This window comes from Amycolatopsis sp. WAC 01416 (assembly GCF_003947485.1).
Taxonomy (GTDB): Bacteria; Actinomycetota; Actinomycetes; order Mycobacteriales; family Pseudonocardiaceae; genus Amycolatopsis.
The window spans coordinates 107289-128517 of record NZ_QHHX01000013.1; the positions used below are offsets into that span (position 1 = coordinate 107289).

24 protein-coding genes are annotated in these 21229 nt (G+C 67.8%); 12 read left to right on the forward strand and 12 right to left on the reverse strand.

All coding sequences use genetic code 11. The features are described 5' to 3' along the window. Complete coding sequence (locus DL990_RS36885) at nt 1-1743, reverse strand: thiamine pyrophosphate-binding protein (RefSeq protein WP_199746751.1); 1743 nt, start codon at nt 1741-1743, stop codon at nt 1-3. Between the two features lie 274 nt (nt 1744-2017). Here DL990_RS36885 and DL990_RS36890 point away from each other — a divergent pair, with 274 nt between their 5' ends. After that, a complete protein-coding gene (locus tag DL990_RS36890; RefSeq protein ID WP_370305716.1) occupies nt 2018-2503 on the forward strand; it encodes a beta-class carbonic anhydrase in 486 nt (161 codons plus the stop codon). Between the two features lie 6 nt (nt 2504-2509). Here DL990_RS36890 and fdhD read toward each other — a convergent pair whose 3' ends face one another. Both fdhD and DL990_RS36900 read right to left on the reverse strand, forming a co-directional pair. Then, nucleotides 2510-3337: a formate dehydrogenase accessory sulfurtransferase FdhD gene (gene fdhD / locus DL990_RS36895; RefSeq protein ID WP_125801467.1), complete on the reverse strand. Its 828-nt coding sequence runs from the start codon at nt 3335-3337 to the stop codon at nt 2510-2512. Then, the gene (locus DL990_RS36900; protein ID WP_125781898.1) at nt 3337-4668 is read right to left on the reverse strand and encodes an OFA family MFS transporter; all 1332 of its coding nucleotides are present in this window, start codon (nt 4666-4668) and stop codon (nt 3337-3339) included. Before DL990_RS36900 ends, fdhD begins: the two co-directional genes overlap by 1 nt. Before the next feature lie 109 nt (nt 4669-4777). Between DL990_RS36900 and DL990_RS36905 the strand changes: the two genes are divergently transcribed. After that, complete coding sequence (locus DL990_RS36905; RefSeq protein WP_125801468.1) at nt 4778-5932, forward strand: epoxide hydrolase family protein; 1155 nt, start codon at nt 4778-4780, stop codon at nt 5930-5932. A 45-nt stretch (nt 5933-5977) separates the two neighbouring features. Then, entirely contained in the window at nt 5978-6793 is an 816-nt protein-coding gene (locus DL990_RS36910) for a MerR family transcriptional regulator (protein ID WP_125801469.1), read from the forward strand. A 224-nt stretch (nt 6794-7017) separates the two neighbouring features. Here the strand turns inward: DL990_RS36910 and DL990_RS36915 are convergent, their stop codons facing one another. Further along, nucleotides 7018-7788 carry an alpha/beta fold hydrolase gene (locus DL990_RS36915; RefSeq protein ID WP_125781903.1) on the reverse strand — a complete coding sequence of 257 codons (771 nt, stop codon included), beginning with the start codon at nt 7786-7788 and terminating at the stop codon, nt 7018-7020. 51 nt (nt 7789-7839) lie between these two features. On the opposite strand from DL990_RS36915, the gene DL990_RS36920 reads away from it, so the two are divergent. Together DL990_RS36920 and DL990_RS36925 are read left to right on the forward strand one after the other, a co-directional pair. Next, nucleotides 7840-8406 (forward strand): GNAT family N-acetyltransferase, encoded by a 567-nt coding sequence (locus DL990_RS36920; RefSeq protein ID WP_125801470.1) that lies wholly within the window; start codon nt 7840-7842, stop codon nt 8404-8406. Further along, nucleotides 8403-9029 (forward strand): LysE family translocator, encoded by a 627-nt coding sequence (locus tag DL990_RS36925; protein ID WP_125796852.1) that lies wholly within the window; start codon nt 8403-8405, stop codon nt 9027-9029. Before DL990_RS36920 ends, DL990_RS36925 begins: the two co-directional genes overlap by 4 nt. Nucleotides 9030-9051: 22 nt before the next feature. On the opposite strand, the gene DL990_RS36930 is transcribed toward DL990_RS36925, so the two are convergent. Then, nucleotides 9052-10110, reverse strand: a complete 1059-nt coding sequence (locus tag DL990_RS36930; protein ID WP_125781913.1) for a cobalamin-independent methionine synthase II family protein — start codon at nt 10108-10110, stop codon at nt 9052-9054. Nucleotides 10111-10365: 255 nt separating this feature from the next. On the opposite strand from DL990_RS36930, the gene DL990_RS36935 reads away from it, so the two are divergent. The 6 genes from DL990_RS36935 (at nt 10366) to DL990_RS36955 (ending at nt 14925) form a co-directional block, all read left to right on the forward strand. Continuing rightward, nucleotides 10366-10632, forward strand: coding sequence for a DUF3040 domain-containing protein (locus DL990_RS36935; protein WP_125801471.1), 267 nt, complete (start codon nt 10366-10368; stop codon nt 10630-10632). A 62-nt stretch (nt 10633-10694) separates the two neighbouring features. Further along, the gene (locus DL990_RS36940) at nt 10695-11120 is read left to right on the forward strand and encodes a YciI family protein (RefSeq protein ID WP_125801472.1); all 426 of its coding nucleotides are present in this window, start codon (nt 10695-10697) and stop codon (nt 11118-11120) included. 34 nt (nt 11121-11154) lie between these two features. Beyond that, nucleotides 11155-12204: a DNA polymerase IV gene (locus DL990_RS36945; protein WP_199746752.1), complete on the forward strand. Its 1050-nt coding sequence runs from the start codon at nt 11155-11157 to the stop codon at nt 12202-12204. A 252-nt stretch (nt 12205-12456) separates the two neighbouring features. Beyond that, nucleotides 12457-13932, forward strand: coding sequence for an adenosylhomocysteinase (gene ahcY, locus DL990_RS36950; protein ID WP_199746753.1), 1476 nt, complete (start codon nt 12457-12459; stop codon nt 13930-13932). 467 nt (nt 13933-14399) lie between these two features. Continuing rightward, a complete protein-coding gene (locus DL990_RS41600) occupies nt 14400-14555 on the forward strand; it encodes a DUF6131 family protein (RefSeq protein WP_199746754.1) in 156 nt (51 codons plus the stop codon). A gap of 148 nt (nt 14556-14703) precedes the next feature. After that, nucleotides 14704-14925, forward strand: a complete 222-nt coding sequence (locus tag DL990_RS36955; protein ID WP_125781921.1) for a DUF2795 domain-containing protein — start codon at nt 14704-14706, stop codon at nt 14923-14925. A 157-nt stretch (nt 14926-15082) separates the two neighbouring features. Here the strand turns inward: DL990_RS36955 and DL990_RS36960 are convergent, their stop codons facing one another. The 7 genes from DL990_RS36960 to DL990_RS36990 form a co-directional block, all read right to left on the reverse strand. After that, nucleotides 15083-15295 (reverse strand): hypothetical protein, encoded by a 213-nt coding sequence (locus DL990_RS36960; protein ID WP_125781923.1) that lies wholly within the window; start codon nt 15293-15295, stop codon nt 15083-15085. A gap of 139 nt (nt 15296-15434) precedes the next feature. Then, entirely contained in the window at nt 15435-16289 is an 855-nt protein-coding gene (locus DL990_RS36965; protein ID WP_125781925.1) for a Ku protein, read from the reverse strand. Between the two features lie 118 nt (nt 16290-16407). After that, nucleotides 16408-17634, reverse strand: a complete 1227-nt coding sequence (locus tag DL990_RS36970; protein ID WP_125781927.1) for a styrene monooxygenase/indole monooxygenase family protein — start codon at nt 17632-17634, stop codon at nt 16408-16410. A gap of 25 nt (nt 17635-17659) precedes the next feature. Beyond that, complete coding sequence (locus tag DL990_RS36975; RefSeq protein ID WP_125781929.1) at nt 17660-18277, reverse strand: ATP/GTP-binding protein; 618 nt, start codon at nt 18275-18277, stop codon at nt 17660-17662. After that, nucleotides 18252-18635, reverse strand: coding sequence for a DUF742 domain-containing protein (locus tag DL990_RS36980; RefSeq protein ID WP_125781931.1), 384 nt, complete (start codon nt 18633-18635; stop codon nt 18252-18254). The genes DL990_RS36975 and DL990_RS36980 overlap by 26 nt, the downstream gene beginning before the upstream one ends. A 19-nt stretch (nt 18636-18654) precedes the next feature. Further along, complete coding sequence (locus tag DL990_RS36985; RefSeq protein ID WP_125781933.1) at nt 18655-19089, reverse strand: roadblock/LC7 domain-containing protein; 435 nt, start codon at nt 19087-19089, stop codon at nt 18655-18657. Beyond that, the gene (locus DL990_RS36990) at nt 19086-20315 is read right to left on the reverse strand and encodes an ATP-binding protein (protein ID WP_125781935.1); all 1230 of its coding nucleotides are present in this window, start codon (nt 20313-20315) and stop codon (nt 19086-19088) included. Before DL990_RS36990 ends, DL990_RS36985 begins: the two co-directional genes overlap by 4 nt. 272 nt (nt 20316-20587) lie before the next feature. Here DL990_RS36990 and DL990_RS36995 point away from each other — a divergent pair, with 272 nt between their 5' ends. Further along, nucleotides 20588-21223, forward strand: a complete 636-nt coding sequence (locus DL990_RS36995) for a TetR/AcrR family transcriptional regulator (protein ID WP_125781937.1) — start codon at nt 20588-20590, stop codon at nt 21221-21223. Nucleotides 21224-21229 lie beyond the last annotated feature (6 nt).

Here is a 21229-nt window from a genome sequence, read left to right on the forward strand (position 1 = left end):
CTACTTGTACATGGTCTGGTTCATGGTTCCGGGCGCGTAGACGTCCGGGTCGATCCAAACGTTGATCAGCGAAGGCTTTCCGGACTCGCGGGCGCGCAGCAGCGCCGGGCCGATGTCCGCGGGGTCGCGCACCGCCTCACCGTGCCCGCCGAGCATCCGGGCGAATTCGTCGTAGGGGACGTCGCCGAGCGTGTTGCCGACGCGTTCCCGGCCGAGGCCGTACTTCGCCGCTTGGCCGTAGCGGATCTGGTTCATCGAGGAGTTGTTGCCGACGATCCCGACGAACGGCAGGTTGAAGCGCACCAGGGTCTCGAAGTCCCAGCCGGTCAGGCTGAACGCGCCGTCGCCGAAGAGCGCGACGACCTCTTTCTCCGGCCGCGCGTGCTTCGCGGCGAGGACGAACGGGATCCCGACACCGAGCGTGCCGAGCGGGCCGGGGTCCATCCAGTGCCCCGGCGCCTTCGGCTGGACGACCTGACCGGAGAAGGTCACGATGTCGCCGCCGTCGCCGATGTAGAGCGAATCCTCGGTGAGGAACTCGTTGATCTCGTGCACCAGCCGGTACGGGTGGATGGGGCTCGCGTCGGAATGCTGGAACGGCAAGCGTTTCTGCTTCGCCTTGGTCTCGACGTCCTGCAGTTCCTCGAGCCACACCTTGCGCGCGACGGCACCGTTGTCGACCCGGCCGGTGGCCGCCTCCGCGACCGCGGCGAGCACCTGGCCCGCGTCGCCGACGATGCCTAGGTCGACGTCCCGGTTCTTCCCGACGGTGCGGTAGTCGAGGTCGATCTGCACGACGGTCGCGTCCGGCGAGAGCCGTTTGCCGTAGCCCATGCGGAAGTCGAACGGGGTGCCGACGATGACGATCACGTCGGCGTTGTCGAACGCGTACCGGCGCGAGAGCTGGAAGTGGTGCGGGTCGCCGGGCGGCAGTGTGCCGCGGCCCGCACCGTTCATGTACGCCGGGATGTTCAGCCCGCGCACCAGTTCGGCCGCCGGCCCGGTGGCGCGGGTCGTCCACACCTGGCTGCCCAGCAGGATGGCGGGCTTCTTCGAGTGGACGAGGAGGTCCGCGAGTTTCTCGATGTCGGCCGGGTCGCCGGCGTTGCGGGTGGACGCCCGGTACCGGCCCGCCGAGGGAACCCGCGCCTTGTCCACCGGAACCTTCGCGTCGAGGACGTCGCGGGGGATCTCCAAAAAGGACGGTCCGGGCGCGCCGTGGTAGCACTCGCGGAAGGCCATCGAGACCAGGTCCGCCACCCGCGCGGTGTCCGGGACGGTGGCGGAGAACTTGGTGATCGGCGCCATCATGTCGACGTGCGGCAGATCCTGCAGTGAGCCCATCTTGTGCTGGGTCAACGCTCCTTGCCCGCCGATCAGCAGCATCGGGCTCTCCGCGCGTAGCGCGTTCGCGACCCCGGTGACGGCATCCGTCGTGCCCGGTCCCGCAGTGACGACCGCGCAGCCGGGACGGCCGGTGATCCGCGCGTAGCCGTCGGCCGCGTGCGCCGCGACCTGCTCGTGCCGGACGTCGATGACCGCGATGCCCTCGTCGACGCAGCCGTCGTAGATGTCGATGATATGCCCGCCGCACAACGTGAAGATCGTGTCGACGCCCTCCGCCTTGAGCGCCTTGGCCACCAGGTGGCCGCCGGAGATCAGGTCCGGGGCGGGTTCGGAACCGTTGGTGGTGGCCTTCGTCGCGGTGTCCGCTGGGTCCACCCGGCCGGTCGTTGGCGCCATCGTTCAACTCCTCTTTCTCGCACGCCGGACCTCTCTGATCCGTGCGCTCGTTTCCGGATCTGCTCCGTCCGCCCGTCCTCTGCTCGAAGCCCTGGTCGCGGCAGACTGTAGATTGCATACCGTATGAGGTAGGCATATAGTTACTCTTCGAACGCTCCGGTGTCCAGAGCCGCAAGCAGGTTTCCTCTGCCCCTCGAGAAAGGACTTCGCGTGGACCTTTCGAACCCGGAACAGGCCTCGTGATGGCCTCGGCCGAAGGCGGGGTCCTCGTCCGGTGAGCGAGATCGACGCACTGCTGGCGAACGCGCGCGGCTACAAGGAGGTCATGGGCACGGCGCCGCGACGACCGCGACGGCGGATCGCGGTGGTGGCGTGCATGGACGCGCGGATCAGCGTGTACCGGCTGCTCGGGCTCCGCGAGGGCGAGGCGCACGTCATCCGGAACGCCGGCGGCGCGGTGACCGAGGACGCGATCCGGTCGCTGACGGTGAGCCAGCGGCTGCTCGGCACCCGCGAGATCGTGCTCATCCACCATCACGACTGCGGGATGCGAATGTTCACCGACACCGACTTCGCCCGCCAGATCGAGGCGAGCACGGGAATCCGGCCGCCGTGGGCCGCGGAGACGTTCACCGACTCGGCGCAGGACGTCAGGCAGTGCATCGCGCGGCTGCGGACGTCACCGTTCCTGCTGTACACCGCCTCGGTTCGGGGTTTCGTGTACGACGAGCGGACCGGGAAGCTCGCCGAAGTCTCGTAACCCGGGTCAGGACAGGCCGAGGCGGTCCGGGCGGGTGTAGACGTTCATGGAAGTGCCCCGCAGGAACCCCACCAGGGTCAGGCCCATCTCCGCGGCCAGGTCCACCGCCAGCGACGACGGCGCGGAAACCGCGGCCAGCAGCGGGATCCCGGCCATCACCGCCTTCTGCACCAGTTCGAACGACGCCCGTCCGCTGACCATCAGCACCGTTCCGGACAGCGGCACTCTCCCCTCACGCGCCGCCCAGCCGACCACCTTGTCGACGGCGTTGTGCCTGCCGACGTCCTCCCGCAGGCACAACAGGTCGCCGTCGGCGCTGAACAGCCCGGCCGCGTGGAGCCCGCCGGTGCGGTCGAAGACCAGCTGCGCCGTCCGGAGCCGATCCGGCAGTTCGGTCACTGTGGACGGTGTGATCGTCAGATCGTCGCCGTCCACCGGCCAGGTCGCGGTGGTCCGCACGGCGTCGAGGCTCGCCTTCCCGCACAACCCGCACGACGACGTGGTGTAGAAGTTCCGTTCCAGGGAGGCATCGGGCGGGGCGACGCCTTCCGCGAGGACGACGTCCAGCACGTTGTAGGTGTTGGAGCCGCCGGTGGTCGCGCCCGCGCAGTAACGGATCGAGTGGATGTCCTTCGCGGACCGTGAAACCCCTTCGCCGACGAGGAATCCGGCGGCGAGGTCGAAGTCGTGCCCGGGGGTGCGCATCGTGATCGTCAACGGCTTCCCGCCGACGCGGATCTCCAACGGCTCTTCGACGGTCAGCGTGTCCGGGCGGGCACCCGGCACGCCTTCGACGACGCGGATCACCCGCCGTCTGCTCGTCACCCGGCCCATCAGCGGACCGCCGGCAACAATGACTTCGGCCGTCCCGGCTGGGAAAGTCGTCCGCCGAGCAGCGCCCCGAGAACGCTGAGCGCGCCCGCCACCGCGAACGCTCCGAGATATCCGTGCGTGGACACGACGAACGCGGCCAAACCGACTCCGAGCAACGCCCCGACCGCCTTGGCGCTGTACAGCACCCCGAAGTTCGGCAGTGCCGATTCCTCGCCGAAGTAGTCGCGGACCAGTGACACCAGCAGCGAGTAGCAACTCCCATTCCCGAGCCCGGCGAGCGCGGCACCCACGACGAGCCCCACCGCGTGATTGCCCGAGTAGAGCAGCACGAACTGGGCGATCCCGCCCGTGGCCAGCGCCAGTCGCAGGATCCGGCGCCTGCCGAGCCGGTCGGACAGTCCGCCGAGCAGGACTCGCCCGGCACCGGTCACCCCGGCGAGCACCGCGAGCGCGACGGCGGCGAGTTCCGGACCGCCTCCTTGCGCGGCCACGAAAGTCGCGAGATAGGCGACATCGAAGAGCAGGACCGCGGCGGCCAGTACGACGATGAGGTACATCGCCACCGCGGTCGGACAGCGGAGCACCTCCCCCGGCCGATACTCGCGCAGGGCGGGCCGGTTCACCGCGACCCCGCGGTTGCGCACCTTGTCGGCCGCCCACGTACGCGGATCCGGCCGTTCCGGCCACCAGCGGGGCGGCGGATCGCGCAGGAGGACCGCAGTGCCGGCGATCATCATGAGCACGGCCACCGCGACCGCGTCCAAGAGCGGGCGGCGATTGCCCTCCGAGAGCCAGAACCCGGCCCCCAGCACGAAAAGCACGCTGCCGTACGCGAAAGCTCCGCTGACCGCACCCACCCGCGCCGGGACGCGATCGGGGAACCAGTTCATCACCGTGCCGACGCAGGTCGCGTAGACGACGCCCGTCCCGATCCCGCCGAGTACCGAGTAGCCGACGAACATCGCGGTCAGGTTGTTCGCGTGCCCCAAGGTGAACATCCCGGTGGCACAGAGCACCCCGCCGGCGATCACGGCGACCGCGGGCGGGAACATCCCGCGCTCGCGCAGCCGGGCCACCGGGTACACCACGCACGCCTGGCACACAGTCCAGAGCGCGAAGGAGGCGATCACTTCGGGGAACGTCCAGCCGTAGGTGTCCATCAGAACCGGTGCGACGACGCCGAAGCCGTATTGCTGGATCCCGGCGGCGAACATCGCGGTCCAGCTCAGCCACAGCATCCACGACCGGGGCCTGCCGATCAGGTCCACGTCGCTCTCGCCGACGCGATACCGGCGGCCGTAGTGGTCTCGCAGGATTCGAGGATCGGGCATGGGTCCCACCCCGCTCACGGCAGATTGTATACAGTATGTAGTTTGGTTATAGCACTCGGGCTGCCGGAAGTCCACGAATTGTCGGGCCCCCTCGTTAGCGTCAGCCGACATGGACAGCACGCCGTTCCAAGCGCGGATCCCGGAGGCCGATCTCGAATACCTCCGGGATCGGCTCCGCCGTGCCCGCTGGCCCGACGACGAGACCGTCGACGACTGGTCACAAGGCGTTCCCGCCGACTACCTGCGCGAACTGTGCTCGTACTGGGCCGAGCACTACGACTGGCGTGCCGCCGAGTCCCGGCTCAACGCGGTCCCCCAGTTCCGGACCGAGATCGACGGACTCGGCATCCACTACCTGCACGCCCGCTCCCCCCATCCCGGGGCGCTGCCGCTGATCCTCACCCATGGCTGGCCCGGTTCGGTCTTCGAGTTCCTCGACGTACTCGGTCCCCTCACCGATCCGGTCGCCCACGGCGGTGACGCGGCGGACGCCTTCCACGTCGTCGTCCCTTCCTTGCCCGGGTACGGCTTCAGCGACAAACCCGCGCGGGCAGGCTGGTCGATCCAGCGCATCGCCGACGCGTGGATCCGCCTCATGGACGGCCTCGGCTACGAGCGTTACGGCGCGCAAGGCGGCGATTGGGGCACCAGTATCACCACGCTCATGGGGCGGACCGCTCCCGCGCGGCTGGCCGGGATCCACCTCAACCCACCGCTGGCGGCGCCGGACCCGGCGACGTTCGACGACCTGACCGAGTCCGAGCGGAAATCGCTCGCCGATCTCGAAAGGGCCAAGGCGGACGGTTCGGGTTACGCGATCCAGCAGGCGACGAGGCCGCAGACGATCGGCTACGCGCTGGCGGACTCGCCGGTCGCGCTGTGTGCGTGGATCGTCGAGAAGTTCCAGGCGTGGACGGACTGCGGCGGCCATCCGGAGAACGCGCTGACCCGGGACGCGATGCTCGACGACATCACGCTCTACTGGCTCACCGGCACCGGCGCTTCGTCCGCCCGGCTGTACTGGGAGAGTTTCGCCGAGGTGTCGAGCTGGTTCGCGGAGTCCACTGTGGACACGATCACCGTGCCGACGGGCTGTTCGATCTTCCCGCGCGAGACCCCGCGCCCGTCCCGTCGCTGGGCGGAACGCCGATTCACCGACATCCGGTACTGGAACGAACTCGATCGCGGAGGCCACTTCGCGGCCTTCGAACAACCCGGCGTGTTCACCGACGAGGTGCGCTCGTTCTTCCGGCTCGTGCGGTGACCGATTGACTCTGACACCGTGTCAGGCTCTCTGGTGGGAGGCGCCATGTTCAGTATCGGAGACTTCGCCAAGCACGGCCGGGTGACTGTCCGGATGCTGCGTCACTACGACGCCATCGGGCTGCTGCGCCCCGCCCACGTCGACCCGTTCAGCGGCTACCGGTCCTACACCGGCGACCAGCTGACCCGGCTCAACCGGGTGATCGCGCTCAAGGATCTCGGCTTCACCCTCACCAAGGTGCAGGAAATCCTCGACGCGGAGATCGGCGCGGACGAATTGCGGGGGATGCTGCGGCTGCGCCGCGCCGAACTCGAAGCGGCCATCGAGGCGGACGAGGCACGGCTCAAGGCCATCGAAGCGCGGCTCCGGTCGATCGAAAGCGAGGGAACCATGTCTTCCGAAGACGTCGTCGTCAAAGGCCTTCCCGCGGTGCGCGTCGCCGAGCTGACCGGGACGGCGAGCGGATACGTGAACGAAGAGATCGGCCCCGCCGTCGAGCGATTGTACAAGGAGCTGTTCGGAGCGCTCGGCCCGATCACGCAGTCGGGACCGCTCATCGCCTACTACGAGGACGACGCAGACGGCGAACGCGTGCTGATCCACGCCGCCGTCCCCATCTCGGCCGAAACCGACGGCACCGAAGGGTTCTCGACGGTAAGCCTCGCCGAAGTGGAAAGCGCGGCAACGATCCTGCACCGTGGCTCGATGGAGACTGTGCTCTCCAGCTACCAGGCATTGGCGAAGTGGGTCGACGCGCACGGCTACCGCACGAGCGGCCCGGTACGGGAGTTCTATCTCGAGTGCCCGGCCGACGGGGACAAGTGGGTCACCGAGTTGCAGCAGCCGATCACCAAGGCCTGACGCTCACGTGATCGTGAGTGGCGGTCGGGTTGCACCAGGGGTATGACAAAGGTGGCGGGTTGCGAAAGCCACTTTGGCAACCTTCAACGTTGCGAAAGTGGCTTTCGCAACGTTGAAGGTCCCGAAAGTGGCTTTCGCGACACCTGGGTGCCCCACGGCCGCGAGCGAATCCCCGCCACCCGCGACACCTTTGCCTTACCCCTCAACAGAACCCGAATCGCCACTCACGACCCGCCACGGTCGCCAAGGAAGCCGAGCACGGCAGAACGGAACTCGTCCGGCGCCTCCAGCCACGGCACGTGCCCGACCCCCTCGAACCGCACCCGTGTCACCGACGGCAGGGCCTCTTCCAGCGAGTCGACGGCCCAGCGGGGCCGGTTGTCCGCCATCCCGTCCACGATCAGTGCCGGCACCCGCAGCGACCGGCAGGCCGAGACGAGCTCCGCTTCCGGCACCGTCCGCATCTCCTCGCTCAGCGTCGCGTTCGCCTCGTAGTTGACCGGGAACCAGGGAGTCGCCATCGCTTCGGCATGGCGCTCGCCGTCGGTCACGAAATCGGCCGTCCATTGCCGCACCGCGCGTTCCCTGCCCTCCCCGGGCGGCGCTTTTCCCGCCACCCGCTGGAACTCCGCGTGCCATTCGTGGCCGAGGCCGACGCCCGACACGTAAACGAGCGCGCTCACCCGCTCCGGATGCGCGAGCGCGTAGAGGAGACCGAGATGCGCGCCCCATGAATGACCGAGCACCGGGACCCGGTCGAGGCCGTGCCACTCGCGGACGGCGTCGACGTCGGCGACCATCCGTTCGAGTGTGTACGGGCCACGCGGCTCCGAGCGCCCGGCGCCGCGCTGATCCCAGCGGATCAGCCGGAATCGCGGACCGAGATCGAGTGTGCCGAACATGTCCCACAGGCCGGGGCCGCCGTGGCAGCACAGGATCGGTTCGCCCCGGCCGGTCGCCGAGGTCCACAGCTCAATGCCGTCATCGGTGATCACCACGGGATTATCCGATAGGCGGAGCCGCCGTCGTTAGTTATCTTCCGCGACATGACGACGGACACGCCGCCCCAGCGGACGGCCACCCTCGCCGACGCGCCCGCCATCGCGGCGCTGATGCGGGCCTCGGTGCTGGAGTTGTTCCCCCGGTTCTACAACGAGCGGGAGACGGCGAGCGCGGCCGAGCACGTCGCACGCCTCGATCCGCGGTTGCTCGAGGACGGCACGTACTTCGTGCACGAGACGGACGGAGAGATCGTCGCTTGCGGAGGCTGGAGCAGGCGCAACAAGACGCACGCCGGCGCCGGCGATGCGGCTGACGACGACCGTCCGCTCGACCCCGCCACCGAACCCGCGCGGGTACGCGCGATGTTCGTCCGCGGTGACTGGACCCGGCGTGGACTCGGACGTGCGATCCTCGAGTCCTGTCGTCTCGCGGCGAAGGCCGAGGGATTCACCTCGCTGACGTTGACGGCGACCCTGCCCGGTGTCCCGCTGTACCTGTCGTTCGGCTTCACCGAGGTCGAACGGGTGACGGTGACGACGCCCGACGGCGTCGACCTCGCGGGCGCAGTGATGGCCAGGGACATCGACGGCCCGGATAGCATCGGAAGATGATCCCCGGGGCAACCGCACTCTCGTTCGTCTTGATCTGCCTGCTCGGCGCGATGGCACCGGGCCCGGATTTCCTGGTGGTGACCCGCAGCGCGATCCTCGGCGGGCGCAAGGCCGGGATCGCCGCCGGACTCGGCATCGCGCTCGGCGTCTTCGTCTGGGTGGTCGCGATCGCGCTCGGGGTCGCGGCGATCCTCACCGCGTCGGCGATCGCCTTCACCGTGGTGAAACTGATCGGCGCCGGGTACCTGATCTTCCTCGGCGTCAAGGCGTGGCTGGCGGTGCGCCGCGGCGACTACAGCGAGCTCAAGGACAGGGTGGCGCCCGTCGTCGTGCCCAAGGAGGCGTTCCGGCAGGGACTGCTCACCAACCTGTTCAACCCGAAGGTCGCGATGTTCTTCCTCGCGCTCATCCCCCAGTTCCTCCCGCATTCGGCCTCGACCGCACAGACCCTGCAGCTGGCCGTGCTGGCCACCACCGTGGCCGTCGTGTGGACCTTCGTCCTGGCGACGCTGGTCGGTTCGCTGCGGAGGTTCTTCAGCTCCGGCCGGGTGCGGCGGACGATGGACGCGGTGATGGGCACCTTCCTGGTCGGACTCGGGATCCGGGTCGCGGTCCAGAACTGACGAAGGCACCCATCACACGACGTCAGAGGGCTTCGGCGGCGAGACGCGTACCTTCGACGCGGGCGGCGATCTTGGCGAACGCGGTCTCCCGCGACGTCGAGATGTCGTCGGCGAACGGCGAGAACCCGCAGTCGTCACAGGTGCCCAGGCGGTCCGGTGAGATGTACCGTGCGGCCTGGAGAACCCTGTCCCGGACCTCCTCCGCGGTTTCGACGCGCGGGTCGATCGGATCGGTCACGCCGACGAAGATCCGCTGCTCCGGCCGGGAGTGCTCGGCGATCACCTTCAGCGCCCGCTCGGGTTCCGCCTCGCTCGCCAGCTGGACGTAGACGTTGCCCACCTTCAGCTGGAACAGCGTCGGGAGCAGGTCGGCGTAGTCGACGTCGAGGCTGTGCGCCGAGTCCTGGTCTCCCCCGGGACAGGTGTGCACACCGATCTTCTTCCGCTCCTCCTCGGAGAAGCGGTCCAGCACCGCGTTGTTCAGGTCCACAAAGGACTGCAACAGTCCACCGGAAGGGTCGAGCTTCAGCGACAACCGACCTTCGGTGAAGTCGATTTGAACGCTGTCGGCACCCGCGTCGAGACTGCGGCGGATATCGGTTTCGGCTTCGTTCACCAGGTCGGCGATGAACTGGTCTCTGCCGTATCCGGCCAATTCCTCACCGGGATAGACGAGACTGACCGCGGAAGCCGCGATCACCGCCTGTTTCACCGGCCTGGTCGCGTGTTTCTTGACCTCGCGCAGATAGGAGTCGGCGTAGGTCTGATACCGGAACGGTCCGGCGGTGAGCCGCGGAAGCTGCCGGGTGTGCCCGTCGGCGAAGGGGATGACGACGCCATCCGGAGCCAGCGAAGTGAGGCCCGCCAAGGGATACGTGGCGAAGCTCGGCTTACCCTGCTCTCCGTCGGTGATGACCGGGGAACCGGTCTCCTCCAGTCGCCTGACGGTGTCCACGAGGGCCTTTTCCTGCAACTCGCCGAGCCCGTCGGCGTCGAGTCGTCCAGCCGCGTGCTCACCGAATGCTTCGATGAGGTAGGCCGGACGGGGAATACTGCCGATCGGTTCGGTAGGAATGGTCATCGCTCGTGTCCTCCCAGATTGAGCAACCGCGGCCGCCCTGGCCACAAGCTCAGAAGCTACCGAGCCCTCTCCTCTTTGACGATCTTTCGCTGTGCCCAAACCCCTAATGGCGCAACAAATCCACTCGCGGAGGCCGGCAAGCGCCAAGCCGTATAGGTCGTTATACGAAATCTGGGGAAATTCGATGCTTATCCGGCACCGCTCCTGGGTATTCCGTGGGTGTCGACGGCCGAGGCGCGCCGAAGGAGAAGCCCGATGCTGAGCCATCACGATCGGCAAGAGCTGGAAAAGATCGAGCGCTGGTTCGAGCTCACCGAGCCGGCGTTGGCCGCTCGGCTCCGCTCCGGCAGGCCCGCCCGGCCCCCGCTGCTCCGGCTGGCCGTCCTCCTGGGTCTCGACCTCACCGCCGGTCTGCTGATGCTGCTGGGCGTCGTGGTGAACAGCCCTGCCCTGTTGCTGACCGGGATGATCACCGTGACCGCCGCGGTGATCGTGCATCTGTCGCGGTTCGGTCGCGACTGATCGTCTTCCCGCTCGCCGGTAGGGTTCCGGGCGATACGTCCGGTTCACTGGGAGGAAGACGCATGCGGTTCATGATCATCATCAAGGCGGACGAGGATTCCGAAGCCGGGAAAATGCCGCCGATGGAGGCCTTGACCGCCATGGCGAAGTTCAATCAGGACATGCTCGACGCCGGGGTGCTGGTGGGCGGCGAAGGCCTGCAGGAGAGCTCGAAGGGCGCGCGGGTCACGATCAACGCGGCCGGAACCACCGTCACCGACGGCCCGTTCACCGAGGCCAAGGAACTCGTCGGCGGTTACTGGATCGTCGATGTCCCTACGCGCGCCGAAGCGATCGAGTGGGCGCAGCGCTGTCCCACTCCCCCGCACGGTGACATCGTGCTCGAGGTCCGCAAGATCCTGGAAGCCGAGGATTTCGGCGAAAACTTCACGCCTGAGCTACAGGAGAACGAGCAGCGGATGCGCGACGAGATCGCCGAACGTTCCTAGGGCGGACACGCAGAACGCGGCCTAAGCTCGCTTCATGGCCGTCCGGGAGTGGGTGCGCTGGGTACTTCACGTCGACCTCGACCAGTTCATCGCTGCGGTCGAGGTCGCCCGGCGGCCAGAGCTGCGCGGCAAACCCGTGGTCGTCGGCGGCACGGGAGATCCGGCCGAACGGGCCGTCGTGGCGACGGCGTCGTACGAAGCGCGGGAATTCGGCATCCGGTCCGGGATGCCGTTGCGAACCGCCGCGAAACGCTGCCCCGAGGCGATCTTCCTGGCGACGGACGCGCCCGCCTACCAAGAAGTGTCCGATCGGGTGATGGCGACGCTGCGGGAATTCCCGGTGATCGTCGAGGTTTTCGGCTGGGACGAAGCCTTCCTCGGCGCCACGACGGACGATCCCGAAGCACTCGCCGCCGACATCCGGCGAGAGGTGGCCGAGAAGACCGGGCTGTCCTGCTCGGTCGGTATCGGCGACAACAAGCTGCGCGCCAAACTCGCCACCGGCTTCGCCAAACCGGCCGGGATCTTCCGTCTCGTCCAGGACAACTGGTGGGACGTCATGGCCGACCGGCCGACGGACGCGCTGTGGGGCATCGGCGCCAAGACCACGAAGAAGCTCGCCGAGGCGGGCTATCGCACCGTGCTGGAGCTCGCGGGTGCCGATCCGGCGGACCTCGCCGCACGGTTCGGTCCGAAGCTCGGCCCGTGGTACCGGCTCCTCGCCGGCGGCATCGGCGATGCCGAGGTCACCGCGACGCCGTACGTGGCGCGATCCCGCAGCCGCGAGACGACCTTCCAGCAGAACCTCACCGATCCCGGGGTCATGGCCGCGGAGGTCGTCGCGCTGGCGAAACGCGTCTCACAGGACGTCGCGGACGAAGGCAGGCCCGCCGCGCGGATCGCGGTCAAGGTCCGGTTCGCACCGTTCCACACCCATGCACACAGCGTGACCCTGCCCGCCCCGACCTCGGATCCCGCCGAGATCGAGAAGGCGGCACTGGCCGTTCTCGGCATGTTCGACCTCGGCAGACCGGTCCGCCTGCTGGGCGTCCGCGCCGAATTCGCCACGCCCGCGTCGCCTTGACAGCGCTCGCGGCGTTTTGCCATTCTGGGTTCCGGGCCGAGAGGCGCTGCGACGGAATTCTTCCGCCACGCTCGGCCCGCCGCGACAGACGTAAGGGCGCCTCCCACTGCGGAGGTGCCTTTCTTTGCGTCGAAACCCTTTTCCGGCCTTCGTCGTCGAGGCCGTGCGCTGAACCCCCGCACTGACACCGTCCTTCCCGCCACCGGCGAGAAGGACGGCTCCGCCCTGCCTTCCTTGATGATTGGAGAACCTGTGAGCCCCACCCTGTCCAAGGTCAACGGGATCGAATTCGCCGTCGCCGATCTCTCGCTCGCCGAGGCCGGCCGCAAGCAACTGCGCCTCGCCGAGGTCGAAATGCCCGGCTTGATGGCACTGCGCCGCGAATACGCCGACTCGCAGCCGCTGAAGGGCGCGCGGGTCGCGGGTTCGCTGCATATGACCGTCCAGACCGCCGTGCTGATCGAGACGCTCGTCGCGCTCGGCGCCGAGGTTCGCTGGGTGTCGTGCAACATCTTCTCCACGCAGGACGAGGCCGCCGCGGCCGTCGTCGTCGGCCGGGAGGGCACCGTCGACAAGCCGTCGGGTTCGTCGGTGTTCGCCTGGAAGGGTGAGACGCTCGCCGAATACTGGTGGTGCACCGACCAGCTCTTCGACTTCGGCGACGGCCGCCTCCCGAACATGATCCTGGACGACGGCGGCGACGCGACCATGCTGATCCACAAGGGCGTCGAGTTCGAGGCCGCCGGCGCCGTGCCGCAGCCGACCGAGGAAGACCCCGAGGAGTACCACCTCGTGCTGGAGACCCTGCGCGAGAGCCTCGGCCGCGACACCGGCCGGTTCACCCGAATCGCCAAGGAGGTCCGCGGGGTCACCGAGGAGACCACCAACGGCGTCAAGCGGCTGTACAAGCTCGCCAAGGAAGGCGAGCTGCTCTTCCCGGCGATGAACGTGAACGACTCGGTGACGAAGTCGAAGTTCGACAACAAGTACGGCATCCGCCACTCGCTCATCGACGGTCTCAACCGCGGCACCGACGTGATGATCGCGGGCAAGGTCGCCGTCGTCTGCGGCTACGGCGACGTCGGCAAGGGCGCGGTGGAATCGCTGCGCGGCCAGGGCGCCCGCGTGGTCGTCACCGAGATCGACCCGATCTGCGCGCTGCAGGCGGCGATGGAGGGCCTCGACGTCGTGGAACTCGACGACGTCGTCGCGCGCGGCGACATCTTCATCACCACCACCGGCAACTTCGACATCATCATGGCCGACCAGATGGCCAAGATGAAGCACAACGCGATCGTCGCGAACGTCGGCCACTTCGACAACGAGATCGACATGGCCGGGCTCGCGAAGATCCCCGGGATCGAGAAGATCGAGATCAAGCCGCAGGTGCACGAGTGGGTCTTCCCCGCGACCGACGGCCGTGAAAAGCACTCGATCATCGTGCTGTCCGAGGGCAGGCTGATGAACCTCGGGAACGCCACCGGCCACCCGAGCTTCGTGATGTCGAACTCCTTCACCAACCAGACGATCGCGCAGATCGAGCTGTTCACGAAGCAGGGCGAGTACGCCACCGACGTCCACGTGCTGCCGAAGCACCTCGACGAAAAGGTGGCCCGTCTGCACCTCGACGCGCTGGGTGTCCGGTTGACGAAGCTGACCAAGCGCCAGGCCGAGTACATCGGCGTGGACGTCGAGGGTCCGTACAAGCTGGACCACTACCGGTACTGAGGCACGCCGCCTCGTGAGTGGCACGGACGGTCAGAGCCAAGGGTGGCTTAGGTACCTACGTGGGTTCCGGCTGCGGTTGATGCCAGGCCGGTCCGTGAAGGCCTCCAGTCAGGCGCTCACGTAAGCGGTCGCGGTCCGTGGGGTGTCGTGAAGGGCCCCTTCACGACTGTGACCTTGCCCGCCCCAGTACATGAAGGACCCCTTCCTTGCGCCTAGGTACAGGAAGGGGTCCTTCATGTACCGAGGGAAGGAGTCCTTCACGCGCAGCCACTGTGACCGCTGGTGCACCTGAGAGGAAGCTCGCCAGCACCATCCTCGCCGCTCACGAGGCTGGGCGGCCGCTAGGCCGAATGCGTGAAAACTTCGGCCGGATGGACCTGTTTCTCCTGGATTGAAGCGGGAATCCCTTGAGTAGCCCCACCCCGGCAGCACCCAGGCCGGGCGACTACGAAGGAGAAGGTGTTCCCGTGATCATTCTCGGCGTCATCCTGATTGTCGTCGGTGTCATCGCCAGCATCCCGGTTCTGTACTCGATCGGGATCGCGGTCGCGGTCATCGGCATCATCCTGGCCGTTCTCGGGAACACCGGGAAGGCCATCGGCGGTCGCGCCCACTGGTACTGAGCACCGGACCGAACCGGTACCGAGCCCCCGGTACCGGCGCTGAAACAGACCGGGCACCCGGCGTTCCCCCTCACGCCGGGTGCCCGGTCTGTTTCCGTTCACCGCTCGCCGGGTATCCGCCTCGGACGACGAGAAGGAGGCAGAGCCGATGGCAGGAACGGACCCTCGCCCGTACTTGACGGAGGCGACCTACCCGTGTGGACGCGACGAACTCCTGAGGGCCGCCGCGGCGGCCGGAGCGGGCGATGACGTCCTCGGTCCGCTGGGTGCCCTTCCCGCGCGGGACTACGCGGATGAAGAACGAGTCTGGGAGGCGGTGCGCGCCTGTGACGGCGCTCCGATCCACGACACCGCGAAGGAAGCACCGTGACATGAAGGGGTCCCCCGGCTCCGAGGGGGAGGGAGAGCCGGAGGACCCCGTCATAGTTAACACATTCCCGGCCACGATGTACACGAACGCCCACACCTTCGAGTGGCAATCGGTCGTGATCGCCCGAATCGGGCCGGAGTGTTGTATTGGCCGCCGGTCAAGAAGCCCGTAGCAGCAGCCGGGCCTCCACCTCGGCGCAGGTGCAGCCGTCATCGACGTCGAAGCAGTCGATCGTCAGCGTGTGCCGGGCGAAGTCGTGATCGACGCAGCCGTCCTCGCCGCATTCGGTGAAACCACCGTCGAGGTGGACCACCAGGGTTCCGTGGCAGTGGTCGAGTCCGCCGGAGCAGAACGCGCACTCCATGTTCATGCCGCCTCCCGCGATCAGGTCGAAGATCGCTTCGGAAAAGTTCTCCTCGATTGCCTTACTACCACCGAGGGGCGACAGATCCTGACATACGGCGCGGCGTGTCGCGGTGACACCGGGCACAACCGTCCACAAAGGAGGGTCAAGCGCTCTTCGGGGTTCGCTTGCCGGACGCGGGTTTCTTCGCCGCGGTGGTCTTCTTGGCCGTCGAAGGCTTCCTGCTCTTCTTCGCCTCGCTCACGCTGGCCTGCAAGGCCTCCATGAGGTCGACGACGTCGGCCTTCGCGCCCACGGCCTTCGGCTTCGTGGTCTCGTTCCCCGCGGCCTTGGCCTCGATCATGGCCTCCAGGGCCTCGCGGTAGGAATCGGCGTACTTCTCCTGTTCGAACACCGGCTCCGAAAGCGAGTCGATCAGCGAACCCGCCATCGTCAGCTCCTGCGGCCGCACCTGCGGCGGATCCTCGTCCAGGAACCCGAAATCGGGGACGCGGACCTCGTCGGGCCACAACATCGTCGTCATCGTCAGGACGTCGCTGTGGACCCGCAGGATCGCGAGCGTCTCCCGCTGCCGGATGGCGACCTTCGCGACCGCCACATGGCTTGCCTTCTGCAGCGCGTCACGCAGGACAACGTACGGTTTGACGGCGTTCTTCTGTGGTTCGAGGTAGTACGTCTTGTCGAACTGGATCGGGTCGATGGACTCCAGCGGCACGAATTCGAGGACGTCGATCGCCCGCGACGACGCCAGCGGCAGTTCCGCCATGTCCTCGTCGGTGAGCACGACCATCTCACCGTCGGGCAGTTCGTAGCCCTTGGCGATCTCGGCGTAGGGCACTTCCTCACCGTCGATCGTGCAGAACCGCTTGTACTGGATGCGGCCGCCGTCGGACTCGTGCACCTGGCGCAACGAGACGTTCTTGTTCTCGGTGGCCGCGTAGAGCTGGATCGGGATGCTCACCAGTCCGAAGGACACTGAGCCCTTCCACATCGAACGCATCGCGCCGCACCTCCACCGCCGTCACCGACCGTACTCACGCACGGTGACCACGGTAGCCCGAAACGGCGCGACGCGACAGTCCCGCGAACCCGATCGCGGGACCATCGCGGCTCCGGAATCAGGCCTCGGCCAGGTACTTCTCCGCTTTCGCGGGATCGAGGAACCAGTGCTGGAAATCGGTCGGATCGGAGAACCCGTTCGCGAACCGCTTCGCCACGGCGGGCTTCTCCCCCGCCGCGCCGATGATCTGGAGCACGTGCGGGGGCGGCGGCTGCAGCATCGCGTTCGTCCAGGTCGTCACGTGCTGGGCGTACTCCCAGTACCTCTCGAACGACGCGGCCATCCACTCCTCGTCGAACGGCTTGTCCCCGCGATCGAGGATCGAGTCCAGATAGGACGCCGCGCAGTGGCTCGCGTTGTTGGAACCCTGGCCGGTGATCGGGTCGTTGGCCACCACGACGTCGGCCATGCCGAGCACCGCGGTCCCCGAGTCCAGCTTGCCGACCGCGTTCCGCACGACCGGCGTGTATCCGCCCGCCAGCGTCGCCTTCGCGTCGGTCAGCACGGCGTTCCTCGAGCGCTCGTACTCCCACGGGAGGAACTGCTTCATCAGCGACAGGATCCGGTCGAGATGCTGCTGCGGCGAGGGCCGGTCGTCCCAGCAGTCGAGCGGGCCGCCGGGGACACCCTCGAAGAACAGGATGTCGCAGTTCCCGCTCAGCGTGTACGCGGGGATCATGAACAGCTCACCCACGCCGGGGATGATGTTGAACCGCACCGCGGCCTTGTCCGGATGCTCGGGGCGTCGCTCGAGGCCGTGCACGTACGCCAGCGAGAGCGCGCGCTGCGGTTCGGTGTACGGCGACCGCTCCGGGATCCGGTCGAACAGCTGGACCAGCTCACCCTTGCCCGCCGCGATGACGACCAGGTCGTACAGCTTCGCCAGCGGCGCCAGATCCGAGGTGGTGACGCCGTGGATGACGACCTTGCCGCCGCGGTCCTCCACCAGCTCCAGCCAGGCCGCCATCTTCACCCGCTGGTCCACCGACTGCGCGTAGTGCTCCAACGGCCCGAACCAGTCCAGCACGCGGCTGGAGTCCGGTCCGGCGATCGACACGCCGAGCCCCTCGACCTTGACGGTCTCGTCCTCCCACAGGTTCAGCTTGTGGTCCCGCTCGTGCTGCAGGGCGGAGTGGAACATGCACTGGGTCGACATCACCTTGCCGGACCGGATCTCGTCCGGCGTCCGCGCCGACATCACCGTGACGTCGTAATCGTGGGACAGCAGGCTCAAAGCCAGCTGCAACCCCGATTGCCCGGCACCGACGATCAGAACCTTGCGCATCCTCGACGTTCCTCCCAGAAACCGTTCAGCTGAGTGAGGCGAACTCGCGACCTGGCCCGGAGACCACCGCGAGGGACAGCGTGTGCGACACCAGTTCCTGCAACGTCGCGACCGCGGACTTCGGATCGCGGGCGTCGCACGTGACCAGCGGGATGTCCGGGGACAGCGCCAGCGCGTCGCGGACCTCGTCGAGGTCGTGCACCGGCATGCCCTCGAACTGGTTGACCGCGACGATGAACGGCAGCTCGGAGTCGTTCTCGAAGTAGTTGATCGCGGCGAATGACTGGTCGATCCGGCTGGTGTCGACCAGCACGACGGCGCCGAGCGCGCCGCGCGAGAGGTCGTCCCAGAGGAACCAGAACCTGGCTTGGCCCGGCGTGCCGAACAGGTACAGGAGCAGGTCTTCACGCAGGGTGATCCGGCCGAAGTCCATCGCGACCGTGGTGGTGGATTTGGTCCCGGGCGGCACCAGCTCGTCGACCCCGGCGCCGGCCTCGGTCATCCATGCCTCGTTGCTCAGTGGCGGGACCTCGGAGACGGAGCCGACGAACGTCGTCTTGCCCACGCCGAATCCACCGGCGACCACGATCTTGGCGGAGATCGCCAAGAGATCGGCGTCAGACCGGGAGGCGCTTGAGTCCATCGAGGATCCTCTCGAGCACGTTCGTATCGTGGTTGTAGGCGTGGGCCGTCGGGTGCACGAAGACGGCGCCCTGGGTGGCGAGGTCGCCGATGAGCACCCGGACCACGCCGAGTGGCAGATCCAGTCCCACCGAAAGCTCGGCGATCGACGAGCGGTCGCGGGCGCGCTCGTACAGCGCGCGCGATTCGGGCATCAGGGCCTCGGCCAGCGACGGGTCGTAGCGCGGGACCGAGATCAGGGTCTCCACGAGCAGCAGCTGGCTGCTCTTGGTCCGGCCGCCCGTCAGCGCGTACGGCCGGATTCTGCGGCTGCGCATCTTGACGGGCCGGTCCGGAGATTGGTCGGTGGACACGGTCATCCCTTCCTTCTCCGGATTCTCAGGCCTGCGGCCGTCGGGCGGTCAGGACCTGCCGGAGTCCCGCTCGCACCTCGGGAGTGAGGGCGTGACCGGCGTTGGTGATGAACTGGGTCATCTCGTAGGCGACGACCTTCATGTCGCAGTCCGGCTCGGTGAGCACCGCGAGCCCGGCCTCCGAGCCGATCCCCATGAACAGGAAGTAGCCGCGGGTGAGCCGGATGATGATCTGCTCGCAGGTGCCCTTGCCGAACAACGTGGCGCTGTTGCCCGCGAGGCTGAGCAGGCCGCTCGCGATGGCGGCAAGCTGTTCGGCGTCGTCGCTGGACACCGATTCCGAAGCGGTCAAAGGGAAACCGTCGACGGACATGATCAGCGCGTGACTGGCGCCGTGCACCTTGCGCACGAAGTCGTCGAGCAGCCACGTGAAATCCGTGGTCGCGTCCTGGGCGGTCACTGGGTGTTTCCTCCGGTCTCACGCTCGTGCCGGTCGTCGAGAGCGGCACGCTCGCCGTCGCTGAAGGCATCGAGGTCGGCCAGCAGCGCCTCGTGCCCGTCCGCCGCGTCGGCGAGCGGGGTGGTCGGCGGGGCCGGTTCGTCGGGCAAAGTCCTGATACTGCGGGAAACCCGGCGCGGAAGGCCGCTGGCCGTGGTGCCGCCGTCGGCGGGCGGCTCGAAGGCCGTGCGCGGACGCGGGCTTGGCTTCCGTTGTTCCGGTTCCGCCGCGGGGGTGGGGGCGGGACGGCGCCTCGGCAGCCCGGACGGCGTCGCGACCGGGTCGCCCACGGGCGCTCCGTTGGTGATCCTGGCCTGCGGCAGCACGACGGTCTGCGAACCGGACCACTGCTTCTCGGCCAGCTCCGACACCACCGGGACCGGCAGCAGCACGGTCGCGACCGTGCCGTGCGGGGTGCGGCGGTCGAGTTTGACGGTGATCTCGTGCCGGTCGGCGAGCCTGCCGACGACCGCGAGTCCCATATGCCGCACGGAATCGTCGTCGAGCACCGGGCCGGCCGCCAGCCGCTCGTTCAGCGCCGCGAGACGTTCGGGCGGCATGCCGATGCCTTCGTCCTCGATGCGGATCAGCACGCTGCCCTGTTCGGTGAGGTGCGCGCTGACGCTGACCGGCGAACTCGGCGAAGACTGGTTCGCCGCGTTGTCGAACAGTTCCGCGAGGATCCGGCTGACGTCTTCGGCGGCGAAGCCGACGACACCGAGCGAAACGACGCGGCCGATCGTGATCCGCGAGTAGTGGTCGATCGACGACATCGCGGCCCGCATCACGTCGAGCACGGACGAGATCCCGGCCGTCGTGTCGTCGGCGTCGCGGCCGGCGAGCACGCGCAGGTTCTCGGCGTTGCGCCGCAAGCGGGTCGCGAGGTGGTCGAGCCGGTAGAGCTCGGCGAGACGGTCGGAGTTCTCCTCCCCCGCCTCCATCGTCTCCAGCTGGGCCAGCAGCTGGTCGAGCAGGTTGAGGTCGCGCAGCGCGACATTGGAACAGACGCCCGCGAGCGCACCGGCCTCCGGCGCGTCCACGGCGGGCCGCTGTTCCACCGCCGGTTCGACCGGCGGAGCCGACGGAGCGTGCCTGGGCGGTGCGGCGAGGAACTGCGCCGCGGCGACCCTGGAACGGTCCAGAAGAACCCGTGAGCGGTCAAGCAAGCCTCGAGCCCGCGTCACCATGTGCTTCCACTTCTTTCTCTTCGCATACCCGGACCCGTGTCGCACTCCCCAGCACAACGACGGCCATGCAAGCAGAAGTCACTATCCGTGTCCACAGTCGGTTTCCGTTCGACCGCTGGCAGTGACCTGGTCACGAACGCGTTACGGCTGGTGAGCGCCGCACGCTAGGCCATTCGGCTGCATCTTGCGTGTTCCACGCCACGGGGGATGTCCGAAAAGTGCGGATTGCGCATAAATTTGCGTGCCACGCAAGTTTTCCTTAGGCTGGTCGCATGCCCCTCGACCCGCCCGCGCCCTTGGGGCTGCGCGAACGCAAGAAGCGCGCGGCCCGTCGTGCCATGAGCGAGGCGGCACTCAGACTCGCCATGGAAAAGGGCGTCGAACAGGTCCGCGTCGAGGACATCGCCACCGCCGTCGGGGTCTCGCCACGCACGTTCAACAACTACTTCTCCAGCAAGGAGGAGGCGATCTGCTCGTTCATCGTCGAACGGCAGGAACTCCTGCGGGAGGCGCTGCGCGAGCGGCCTGCGGGAGAGACGCTGTGGGAGGCGGTCGGCACCGCGACGCTGGAAGCCTACGGCAGCCTGGGGGAGCCGAATCGCGGCTCGGTCGAGCTGGCGCGGTCGCTGCTCTTGCACCCGTCGGTGCAGGGCGAGTTCCTCAAAGCGCACGCCAAGGTCGAACAGGTGCTGGCGGGCGCCATCCTCGAACGTGCGGGCGCGGACGCGGAAAACGCGTTGAACGCGCGGCTCATGGCGGCGATCGTGGAGTCCGCGGTGAAGACGGCGTTCTTCAGCTGGTTGGTCGACGAGGGCGCCAGGCCGTTCCTGGAGACGCTCGACGTCCTCCTGCGCGAAGCCTCGGCGGGCGTCCCCTCGCTCACCGGCCCGAACCCGAACCAGAAGTGACACCCT